Raw genomic sequence first — 9,878 nt, 5'->3', positions numbered from 1 at the left:
CGGCGAGCGCACGGTGGATGCGCTGTGGCGGCGCATGGGGCAACTGGTTGATCTGTTCTCGGCTCAAGAGTGTGCCAATTACTTCAGATCAGCTGGATATGTAATTAATTAAATCGAAAATGCTCTAGGCCTGAGAGGCCCTTCAATCCGCGCTGCGCTGGGCCTGCTGCGCCAGCGCAGCGCGCATGTGCTGCACCACGCCTTCGAGCGCCTTGAGCGGGCGCACCATGACCTTGAAGCGCGTGATCAGCCCGGCGTCGTCCCATTCGATCATGTCGATGCCGTTGACCTGCAGGCCGCCATCGAGCTGCACGCTGAACTCCAGCACCGCCGATTGCGCGCCGCGCCAGGTGTTCAGGTACTCAAAGCTGTCTTGGCCCAGCACCTGCATGGCCGCCAGCAGATAGGCCATGGTCAGCGCCCGGCCCTGTTGCGGCGCGTGCACGGCCGGCGAGAAGAACACCACGTCCGGGTGCAGCAAGGCCTGCAGCTGCGCCGGGTCACGGCTTTGCAGCACCTGGTGCCAGCGCTGCAGCGGGTCGGTCGATGGGCTGGGGGTGTTCATGGCGCTCCTTTGCTGGGGGTGGTGGCGTGGCAGGCGGTGGGCATTGCTTGGCCAGCTTAGCCAGCGAGCTTGGCCTTGAGCAATTCGTTGACCTGTTGCGGGTTGGCCTTGCCCTTGCTGGCTTTCATCACCTGGCCGACCAGGGCGTTGAAGGCCTTGTCCTTGCCGGCCTTGTATTGCTCGACGTTGGCGGGGTTGGCGGCGATCACCTCGTCGATGATTTTCTCCAGCGCGCCGCTGTCATTCATTTGCTTGAGGCCCTTGGCTTCGATGACGGCATCGACCTCGCTGGCCTGGCCGCTCCACAGCGCCTCAAAGACTTGCTTGGCGGCGTTGTTGGAGATGGTGCCGTCGCGGATGCGGCCGATCAGCGCCGCCAGTTGCGCCGGGCGCACGGGCGCGGCTTCGATGCCGATTTCCTCGGTGTTGAGGCGGCGCGAGATTTCGCCCATCACCCAGTTGCTCACCAGCTTGGCCTGGCCGCAGGCTTGGGCCGCTTCTTCAAAGTAGGCGCCCATGGCCTGGCTTTGCGTCAGCGTGGTGGCGTCGTATTCGGGCAGGCCCCAGTCGCGCACGAAGCGCTCGGCCATCTGGCGCGGCAGCTCGGGCATGTCGGCCTTGACCTGTGCGATCCACTCGGGGGCGATGACCAGCGGCGGCAAATCCGGGTCGGGGAAGTAGCGGTAGTCGGCGCTGTCTTCCTTGGTGCGCATGGCGCGGGTCTCGCCCGTGGCCGGGTCGAACAGCACGGTGGCCTGCTCGATGGCGTGGCCGTCTTCGAGCTGCTCGATCTGCCAGCGGATCTCAAAGTCGATGGCCTGTTGCATGTAGCGAAAGCTGTTGAGGTTCTTGATCTCGCGGCGCGTGCCAAAGGGCTGGCCGGGCTTGCGCACGGAGACGTTGGCATCGCAGCGGAAGTTGCCCTCCTGCATGTTGCCGTCGCAGATGCCGATCCAGGTGACGATCTTGTGCAGCTCCTTGGCGTAGGCCACGGCTTCTGCGGTGGAGCGCATGTCCGGCTCGGTGACGATTTCCAGCAGCGGCGTGCCGGCGCGGTTGAGGTCGATGCCCGAGGCGTCGGGGAACTGGTCGTGCACGGATTTGCCCGCGTCTTCCTCCAGGTGGGCGCGCACCAGGCGCACGGTTTTTTTCTCGCCATCGACGAAGAAGCTGACCTCTCCGCCTTGCACCACGGGGATTTCGAACTGGCTGATCTGGTAGCCCTTGGGCAGATCGGGGTAGAAGTAGTTCTTGCGCGCAAAGATCGAGCGCGGCGCCACATGGCTGCCCAGCGCCAGGCCCAGGCGGATGGCGCAGGCCACGGCCTGGCGGTTCATCACCGGCAGCGTGCCGGGCAGGGCGCAGTCCACCGGCGCGGTCTGCGTGTTGGGCGCGGCGCCAAAGCCCAGCGGCGCGCGGCTGAAGATCTTGCTGGCGCAGGCCAGTTGGGCATGGGTTTCAAAGCCGATGACGACTTCGTAGCCTTGGATGAGTGCTGTGGTCATGTGGATGTGCTGTTGTAGAATCGCCCGCAACGACTCGCGCCGTTCCTGTAAGCGGTATCTTCAAGTGTGAAGAGAGTCGTTCCTCTTTCAGGGCCAGTGTTGAATGCGAACACTGGCCTTTATTTTTTGCCAAATGGCCCAGGCCTGGGCTTCGTGCCACTTGGCAGGCGGCATGTCCTGGTGGTCAAAGCGTGCGGCCAGATACACCATCAAATCGGCTGCTTGCAGGAAGCGGCTGTGGTGCGAGTAGGTGAAATAAATGGTGTCGTGGATGGGCTCCAGTGAGCGGCCAAACCAGTACTTGGTCGAGCCCGCTTGCTTGTAGGCGGAGAAGTCCATGACGGCCTGGGTGATTTCATCGGCTTCATAGTCGCAAAAGACCAGGCCGCGCGCTTCTTGCTGTTCGAGAAATTCGCTGTAGCGCTCCAGGATCAGCATCAGCCCCAGGCGGTATTCCGGCTCTGGCGTTGTATAGCGCTTGCGGTGCTTGGCCACGTCGATGCGGATCAACTGCAGCGGCAGGGCCAGCTCCACCAAGGCGTCGGCCACGGCATTGAAGACTTTCAGGCGTTCAGGCAGCGAATGCCTGCGCAGATTGCCCTTGCCGTGGAAGAGCTCCTTGCCATGCAATTCGGTCTTGGCCGAGAGCACGGAGCTGCCGAAGATGTCCGTCTGGATTTGGCGCAGGCGTTTTTCCAGCTCCGGCAGGGCTTCTTCCGAGACGTAAATGCCGCCGATCCAAAACGAGTCCCGCCCCGTTGAGAGGTCGAACTTGTTTTCGTCGAAATAGGCCAGCCACATAAGCCACGCAACTCAAAAGCCAGCGGGCGTTTGCAAGTGCCAATCCGTGGCCTGTTGCAGGCGGTGGGCGACGTTCAGCAGGCGCGCTTCCTGCAGGTAGTTGCCAATCAGTTGCAGGCCCACGGGCATGCCGCCTGCGCCAAAGCCGGCGGGCAGGCTCATGCCGGGCAGGCCCGCCAGTGAGGCGGGCAGGGTGAAGATGTCGGCCAGGTAGTCGGCCAGTGGGTCTTTGTGCGCGCCGATGGCCCAGGCGGTGCTGGGGGCCACGGGGCCGGCGATGACGTCGCACTGCTGGAAGGCGCGTTGGAAGTCGTCGGCAATCATGCGGCGCAGCTTCAGGGCCTTGAGGTAGTAGGCGTCGTAGTAGCCGTGCGAGAGCACGTAGGTGCCGACCATGATGCGGCGCTTGACTTCCTCGCCAAAGCCTTCGCTGCGGGTGCGCACGTACATGTCGTTCAGGTCGTCGTACTGCGCGGCGCGGTGGCCGAACTTGACGCCATCGAAGCGGCTGAGGTTGGAGCTGGCCTCGGCCGGGGCAATGATGTAGTAGACGGGAATGGACAGCTCGGTGCGTGGCAGCGAGACGGGCACCAGCTTGGCGCCGAGCTTTTCGTATTCCTTGAGGGCGGCCTCGACGGCGGCGCGCACGTCGTCGGCAATGCCGTCGCCGAAGAATTCCTGCGGCACGCCGATGCGCAGGCCTTCGATGCTGTCGTTCAGTTGGCGGCTGAAGTCCTCGGCGGGGGCGTCCAGGCTGGTGGAGTCGTGCTCGGGGTCGGGGCCGGCCATGGCCGAGAGCAGCAGCGCGCAGTCTTCGGCCGAGCGGGCCATGGGGCCGGCCTGGTCGAGGCTGGAGGCAAAGGCGATCATGCCGTAGCGGCTGACGCGCCCGTAGGTGGGCTTGATGCCGGTGATGCCGCAGAAGGCGGCGGGCTGGCGGATGGAGCCGCCGGTGTCGGTGCCGGTGGCCGCCGGGGTCAGGCCCGCGGCCACGGCGGCGGCGCTGCCGCCCGAGGAGCCGCCGGGCACGCGGCTGGCATCCCAGGGGTTGCGGCAGGGCGCGGCCTGCGCCTGGCCGATGGGGGCGATGGCGGCGTTTTCATTGCCCGAGCCCATGGCGAATTCATCGCAGCTGAGCTTGCCCAGCGTCACCGCGCCGGCGGCGGCCAGCCTGTGCACCACGGTGGCGTCGAACGGCGAGCGGTAGCCGGCCAGCATCTGCGAGGCGGCGGTGCTGGGCCAGCCCTGGGTGACGAAGATGTCCTTGTGCGCCAGCGGCAGGCCTTCCAGTGCGCCGGCCTGGCCGGCGGCCAGGCGCGCGTCGGCGGCGCGCGCCTGGGCCAGCGTGAGCTCCTCATCCACGGCCAGGAAGGCGCCCAGCGCCTGGTGCTGGCGGATGCGGGCCAGAAAGTGTTGTGCCAGCTCGGTGGCGGAGATGCGGCGCTGGCGCAGCGCCGCGCTCAGTTCACGCACGCTCTGGGCGTGCAAGTCGGTGGTGCTCATGGATCAGGGCGGAGATCGGGGCGGGAGTTGGGGCAGAAATCGGGGCGATGTGGGGTTGGGCGCGAAAGAATGGCGGTGCAGGTTTGGGCCGCGCCGCGCTGGCCAGGCCGAGGCCGGGCAGGCCAGCTTGCTGCAGGGCGCGCGCCAGTGGCCGCGCTGGCGCGGCAGGGCCGGCTCATTCGATCACTTTGGGCACGAGGAAGAAGCCGTCCTCGGCAGCGGGGGCGTTTTGCATGTTGCCTTCGCGCTGGCTGCGCGCATCGGCCACGTCCGGCTGCAGGCGCAGCTGAATGTCTTCGATGGCGGAGACGGGGTGAAACAGCGGCTCGACGCCGCTGGTGTCCACCGCCTCCATACGTTTGACCAGCTCGAAAAAGCTGTTGATCTGGGCCAGCAGCGCCTGGCTTTGTGGCTGGTCAAAGGACAGCTTGCAGAGGCTGGCAATGCGGTGTAGGTCTTCGGAGGTCAGGGCCATGTCGTGGATGCAGGGGCTGGGCATCGCCTCGGCGGCGCAGCCGCGATGCCATGGGGGGAAATTGCGCGTGCAAGAAGGGTGTGCAACAAGAAGGGCGCTGCTCAACGGGCTGGGGGCGGGCGCCCAGGGCATGGCCCAAAGACATGGTCTTGGGCGGACTGCTTCAGCAGCGTGAACAGGTGCGGTATTATCTGCCCTTTGCCGTCTTTTCAGAACATTTGAGGGCTTGTTCGCACCGTCTGGGGCCGCCTGGGCAAAGGCTGGGGTGAACAGGCCATCATCGCGTTTGCGAACGCCACCGCTGCGGCGCACTGGAGCGCGCCGGGCAGCGCTGGCAAAGGATTTTTTTCAATGATCGGATCTTTGCGTCGCTATTTCTCCACCGATTTGGCGATTGATCTTGGCACGGCCAACACCTTGATCTTTGCGCGTGGCAAAGGGGTGGTGCTGGATGAGCCTTCGGTGGTCGCCATCCGCCTGAGCACAGGGGGCAAGAAGGTGATCCAGGCCGTGGGCCACGAGGCCAAGGCCATGCTGGGCAAGGTGCCTGGCAACATCGAGGCCATCCGCCCCATGAAGGATGGCGTGATTGCCGACTTCGTCATCACCGAGCAGATGATCAAGCAGTTCATCCGCATGGTGCATCCGCGCTCGCTGCTGGCGCCGCAGCCGCGCATCATCATCTGCGTGCCCTGCGGCTCCACCCCGGTGGAGCGCCGCGCCATCAAGGATGCGGCGCTCAAGGCCGGCGCCTCCAAGGTCTATCTGATCGAGGAGCCCATGGCCGCGGGCATCGGCGCGGGCCTGCCCGTGTCCGAGGCGCGCGGCTCCATGGTGGTGGACATCGGCGGCGGCACGACCGAGGTGGGCGTGATCTCGCTGGGCGGCATGGTCTACAAGGGCAGCGTGCGCGTGGGCGGCGACAAGTTCGACGAGGCCATCGTCAACTACATCCGCCGCAACTACGGCATGCTCATTGGCGAGCAGACGGCCGAGCTCATCAAGAAGGAAATCGGCTCGGCCTTCCCTGGCGGCGAGGTGCTGGAGATGGAGGTCAAGGGCCGCAACCTCAGCGAAGGCGTGCCGCGCAGCTTCACCATCTCCAGCAACGAGGTGCTCGAGGCCCTGACCGAGCCGCTCAACCAGATCGTCTCGGCCGTGAAGACGGCGCTGGAGCAAACCCCGCCCGAGCTGGGCGCGGACATCGCCGAGCGCGGCATGATGCTCACCGGCGGCGGCGCGCTGCTGCGCGACCTGGATCGCCTGCTGGCCGAGGAGACCGGCCTGCCGGTGCTGGTGGCCGAAACCCCGCTGGCCTGCGTGGTGCGCGGCTGCGGCATGGCGCTGGATCGCATCGACGACATGGCCAGCATCTTCACCGACGAAGGCTGATGGGTGGGGCCCATGGCCGCAGCGCTGTGCGCCTTTTGCAGCCGCCGCGCCTGGGCGCATCCGTGCGCGCCCGGGCATTGATTCACACTCTCCGATAGCCGGCCATCATGTTCGAGCGCCGCACGCCACGCATCTTCACCGATGGCACCACGCCGGCGGCGAAGCTGCTGGTGTTCGGCGCGCTGGCCATCTTGCTGATGGTCGTCGATGGGCGCTTCCAGGTCGCCGGGCCGCTGCGCCAGGCCGTGGGCACGGCGGTCTATCCGCTGCAATGGCTGATGGCCCAGCCCGTGCAGGCCTGGCATGCGCTGGCGGGCTACACGCAGGATTTGCGCCAGGCGCAAGAGCAGGCGCAGCAGGCGCAGCGCGAAGCCATGGCGCTGGCCGAGCGGGTCAACCACGTTGAATATCTGGAGCGCGAGAACGAAAGCCTGCGCGGCCTGCTGGAGTTGCGCGCGCGCGTCTCCACCAAGGCCTTGTCGGCCGAAGTGGCCTATGCCGCGCCCGACCCCTATACCAACCGGCTGGTCATCGACAAAGGGCAGTTGGCGGGCGTGCGCCCCGGCGCGCCGGTGCTCGACTCGTTTGGCGTGCTTGGCCAGGTCACCCAGGTCTTTCCCTTCTCCAGTGAGGTGCGCGTGGTCACCGATCGCGACCAGAGCGTGCCGGTGATGAGCCTGCGCACCGGGCTGCGCATGGTGGCATCCGGGGTGCGCGCGGCCAGCAGCGGCGGGCGCATGGAGCTGCGCTTCGTGCCCGCCGGCTCGGACGTGCAGGAGGGCGATGTGCTGGTCACCAGCGGCATCGATGGCTACTATCCGCCGGGCGTGCCCGTGGGCACGGTCGATTTCGTCGAAACGCACAGCGACGCCCCGTTCATTCGCATCTTTGCCCAGGCCCTGGCCCAGGTGCAAAGCGCCCGCTATGTGATGGTGCTCGAGCCCGTGGGCCTGTATGGCGAGCACGGGCCCGAGCCCCCACAGCTGCCGCCAGAGCCCCTCGCCCCAGCCACTGCGGGCCCCGGGCAGGCCGGCTCTGCCAGGGCCGCAGGGAGGTAGGCCACATGTCCAGCATTCACCGCACCGAGCAAATCCTGCGCCCGGCCAGGCCGGTGTTCATTGCAGCCAGCCTGCTGGCCGCGCTGTGCCTGCAGGCCCTGCCCATGGGCCAGGTGCCGTGGTTCCCTGATGTGCTGCTGCTGGTGCTGTGCTTCTGGGCCTTGCACCAGCCCCAGCGCGTGGGCATCGGCATGGCCTTTGTGCTGGGCGTGGCGGTGGATGTGCTGCACGCCAGCTTGCTGGGCCAGCACGCGCTGGCCTATATCGTGGCCGTGTTCTGGGTGCAGGCGGCGCAGAACCGCCTGCTCTGGTATCAGGGCGGCATGCAGCAGGCCATCTTGCTGTTGCTGCCGTTTTTCGTCGTCAGCTTCCTGCAGGCCTGCCTGGGCTGGCTGTCCAGCCGCATCTGGCCGTCCTCGCTGGTGTTTCTGGCCCCGCTGCTGCAGGCCCTGCTGTGGCCGCTGGTGCGCCGCTGGCTGCTGGCGCCGCAGCTCAGCCCCTTGACGGAAAAAGAGCGGCGCCCGCTATGACCGGCTTCGAGGAGGAGAAAAACGATGCCGGCCGCTTCACCGGCCGCATCGTCTTCATGGCCTTGCTGGTGCTTGCCGGCATGCTGGTGCTGGCCAGCCGGGCCTATTACCTGCAGGTGCTGCGCCACGAGGAGTTCCAGGAGCGCGCCGAGAGCAACCGCACGGCGGTGGTGCCCATCGTGCCCTACCGGGGCAACATCGTCGATCGCAACGGCGTGCTGCTGGCGGGCAACTACTCGGCCTATACGCTGGAGATCTCGCCGGCGCGGGTGCGCAACCTGGAGCAGACCATCAACGAGTTGGCCGAGCTGGTGGACATCCAGCCCATCCATCGGCGCCGCTTCGAGCGCCTGCGCAGCGAGGCCGGGCGCTACGATTCGCTGCCCATCCGCACCCAGCTCAGCGACGAGGAGGTGGCGCGCTTTGCCGCGCAGAGCTGGCGCTTTCCTGGCGTGCAGGTGGCCGCGCGGCTGTTTCGCACCTACCCCATGGGCAACACCGCCAGCCACGTGATCGGCTACATCGGCCGCATCACGCAGCAAAACCTCGAACGCATCGAGGAGCGCGACGAGGAGGCCAATTACCGCGGCTCGACCCACATCGGCAAGCTCGGCATCGAGGACAGCTACGAGGGCGAGCTGCACGGCATCACCGGCGTGGAGCAGCTCGAGCGCTCCTCGGCAGGCCGGCCGCTGCGCGTCATGGACAGCTCCCCGGCGCGTGCGGGCAACACCGTCGTGCTGTCGCTGGACATCAAGCTGCAGCGCCTGGTCGAGGAGCTCTTTGGCGAGCGCCGCGGCGCGCTGGTGGCCATCGACCCGGGCAATGGCGAAATCCTGGCCATGGTCAGCATGCCGACCTTCAACCCCAATCTGTTCGTCGAAGGCATCGACCAGGAAAACTGGCAGGCCCTGAACGAATCCATCGACCGGCCGCTGTTCAACCGCGCGCTGCGCGGCACCTACCCGCCGGGCTCGACCTACAAGCCCTTCATGGCCCTGGCCGCGCTGGAGACCGGCGCGCGCAGCGCCAGCACCGTCATCCAGGACGGCGGCACCTGGACCCTGGCCGGCCACCGCTACCGCAGCGGCGCGGCGCTGGGCCCGGTGGACATGCGCCGCAGCATCACGCGCTCGAGCAACGTCTACTACTACTCGCTGGCCTATGAAATGGGCGTGGAGAAAATCCACGACTTCATGAAACCGCTGGGCTTTGGCCAGCTCACCGGCATCGACCTCAACGGCGAAAGCCGCGGCATCCTGCCCAACCGCGAATGGAAGCGCAACGCCTTCAGCGATCCGCGGCGCAAGAGCTGGATCCCCGGAGACACCGTCTCGCTGGGCATCGGCCAGGGCTACAACAGCTTCACCATGCTGCAGCTGGCCCATGCCACGGCCACGCTGGCCAACGGCGGCATCAGCCACCGGCCGCACCTGGCCAAAAGCCGCCTGGATGTGACCCGCAACGAGCTATTGGCCATCGAGCAGCCCGCCGGGGTGGATTTGGGCTACCGGCCCGAGCACCTGCGCGTAATCGCCGAGGGCATGGAAGGCGTGGTGCTGCGCGGCACCTCGCGGCGCGTGTTCGCTGGCGCGCCGTATCGCTCGGCCGGCAAGACCGGCACGGCCCAGGCCGCCTCCGTCGGCCAGCGCGAGCGCTACAACGCCGCCAAGCTGGCCGAGCACCAGCGCGACCACTCGCTCTACATCGCCTTTGCGCCGCTGGAAAAGCCGCAGATTGCCGTGGCCGTCATCGTCGAAAACGCCGGCTTTGGCGCGGCCCACGCCGCCCCCATCGCGCGGCGCGTGATGGACTACTGGCTCGCAGGCCTCTACCCCAGCGCCGAAGACATCGCCGCCGTGCAGGCCGGCCGCGCCACGGCCGCGCCGCTGGGCCAGCCCAGGCGGGTCGATGAAGTGGCCATGGACGCGGCCGTACTGCCGCTGCACACGCTGGGCCGCAGCGCCGCCCAGCACAGTCTGGAGCCCTGGCAGCATGGCCCGCCAGCGCCTTGAAGGCTTTCTCGGCGCGCATCACCGCGAGCCGTAG

Annotated in this window: 9 protein-coding genes; 4 read left to right on the top strand and 5 right to left on the bottom strand. The window is 67.0% G+C overall.

Annotated elements, in window-relative coordinates:
• Nucleotides 1–142: 142 nt before the first annotated feature.
• The 5 genes from CK625_RS10835 to gatC all read right to left on the bottom strand — a co-directional run bounded on the left by CK625_RS10835 (nt 143) and on the right by gatC (nt 4,849).
• Nucleotides 143–565, bottom strand: coding sequence for a nuclear transport factor 2 family protein (locus tag CK625_RS10835; RefSeq protein ID WP_095540332.1), 423 nt, complete (start codon nt 563–565; stop codon nt 143–145).
• Between the two features lie 56 nt (nt 566–621).
• Nucleotides 622–2,070, bottom strand: coding sequence for an Asp-tRNA(Asn)/Glu-tRNA(Gln) amidotransferase subunit GatB (gatB, locus tag CK625_RS10830; protein ID WP_095540331.1), 1,449 nt, complete (start codon nt 2,068–2,070; stop codon nt 622–624).
• Nucleotides 2,071–2,157: 87 nt separating this feature from the next.
• A complete protein-coding gene (locus CK625_RS10825; protein WP_095540330.1) occupies nt 2,158–2,871 on the bottom strand; it encodes a DUF3800 domain-containing protein in 714 nt (237 codons plus the stop codon).
• A gap of 12 nt (nt 2,872–2,883) precedes the next feature.
• Nucleotides 2,884–4,374, bottom strand: a complete 1,491-nt coding sequence (gene gatA, locus CK625_RS10820) for an Asp-tRNA(Asn)/Glu-tRNA(Gln) amidotransferase subunit GatA (protein WP_095540329.1) — start codon at nt 4,372–4,374, stop codon at nt 2,884–2,886.
• Between the two features lie 175 nt (nt 4,375–4,549).
• The gene (gene gatC / locus CK625_RS10815) at nt 4,550–4,849 is read right to left on the bottom strand and encodes an Asp-tRNA(Asn)/Glu-tRNA(Gln) amidotransferase subunit GatC (RefSeq protein ID WP_095540345.1); all 300 of its coding nucleotides are present in this window, start codon (nt 4,847–4,849) and stop codon (nt 4,550–4,552) included.
• Between the two features lie 351 nt (nt 4,850–5,200).
• Between gatC and CK625_RS10810 the strand changes: the two genes are divergently transcribed.
• The 4 genes from CK625_RS10810 to mrdA all read left to right on the top strand — a co-directional run bounded on the left by CK625_RS10810 (nt 5,201) and on the right by mrdA (nt 9,844).
• Nucleotides 5,201–6,241 carry a rod shape-determining protein gene (locus tag CK625_RS10810; protein ID WP_095540328.1) on the top strand — a complete coding sequence of 347 codons (1,041 nt, stop codon included), beginning with the start codon at nt 5,201–5,203 and terminating at the stop codon, nt 6,239–6,241.
• A gap of 107 nt (nt 6,242–6,348) precedes the next feature.
• On the top strand, nt 6,349–7,299 hold the full coding sequence (gene mreC, locus CK625_RS10805; RefSeq protein WP_095540327.1) for a rod shape-determining protein MreC: 951 nt from the start codon (nt 6,349–6,351) through the stop codon (nt 7,297–7,299).
• Between the two features lie 5 nt (nt 7,300–7,304).
• Nucleotides 7,305–7,829 (top strand): rod shape-determining protein MreD, encoded by a 525-nt coding sequence (mreD, locus tag CK625_RS10800; RefSeq protein ID WP_095540326.1) that lies wholly within the window; start codon nt 7,305–7,307, stop codon nt 7,827–7,829.
• Complete coding sequence (gene mrdA / locus CK625_RS10795; protein ID WP_095540325.1) at nt 7,826–9,844, top strand: penicillin-binding protein 2; 2,019 nt, start codon at nt 7,826–7,828, stop codon at nt 9,842–9,844. Before mreD ends, mrdA begins: the two co-directional genes overlap by 4 nt.
• Nucleotides 9,845–9,878 lie beyond the last annotated feature (34 nt).

Source organism: Vandammella animalimorsus (assembly GCF_002285265.1).
Lineage (GTDB): Bacteria > Pseudomonadota > Gammaproteobacteria > Burkholderiales > Burkholderiaceae_C > Lampropedia.
The sequence above is the reverse complement of the archived record's forward strand: the minus strand, read 5'-3'. Positions and strand labels throughout refer to the sequence as shown.

Excerpts from the sequence above, each read along its gene's own strand:
- CK625_RS10835 (WP_095540332.1), bottom strand. The coding sequence starts at position 565 with ATGAACACCCCCAGCCCATCGACCGACCCGCTGCAGCGCTGGCACCAG.
- gatC (WP_095540345.1), bottom strand. The coding sequence starts at position 4,849 with ATGGCCCTGACCTCCGAAGACCTACACCGCATTGCCAGCCTCTGCAAG.
- mreD (WP_095540326.1), top strand. The coding sequence starts at position 7,305 with ATGTCCAGCATTCACCGCACCGAGCAAATCCTGCGCCCGGCCAGGCCG.
- mreC (WP_095540327.1), top strand. The coding sequence starts at position 6,349 with ATGTTCGAGCGCCGCACGCCACGCATCTTCACCGATGGCACCACGCCG.
- gatB (WP_095540331.1), bottom strand. The coding sequence starts at position 2,070 with ATGACCACAGCACTCATCCAAGGCTACGAAGTCGTCATCGGCTTTGAA.
- mrdA (WP_095540325.1), top strand. The coding sequence starts at position 7,826 with ATGACCGGCTTCGAGGAGGAGAAAAACGATGCCGGCCGCTTCACCGGC.
- gatA (WP_095540329.1), bottom strand. The coding sequence starts at position 4,374 with ATGAGCACCACCGACTTGCACGCCCAGAGCGTGCGTGAACTGAGCGCG.
- CK625_RS10825 (WP_095540330.1), bottom strand. The coding sequence starts at position 2,871 with ATGTGGCTGGCCTATTTCGACGAAAACAAGTTCGACCTCTCAACGGGG.
- CK625_RS10810 (WP_095540328.1), top strand. The coding sequence starts at position 5,201 with ATGATCGGATCTTTGCGTCGCTATTTCTCCACCGATTTGGCGATTGAT.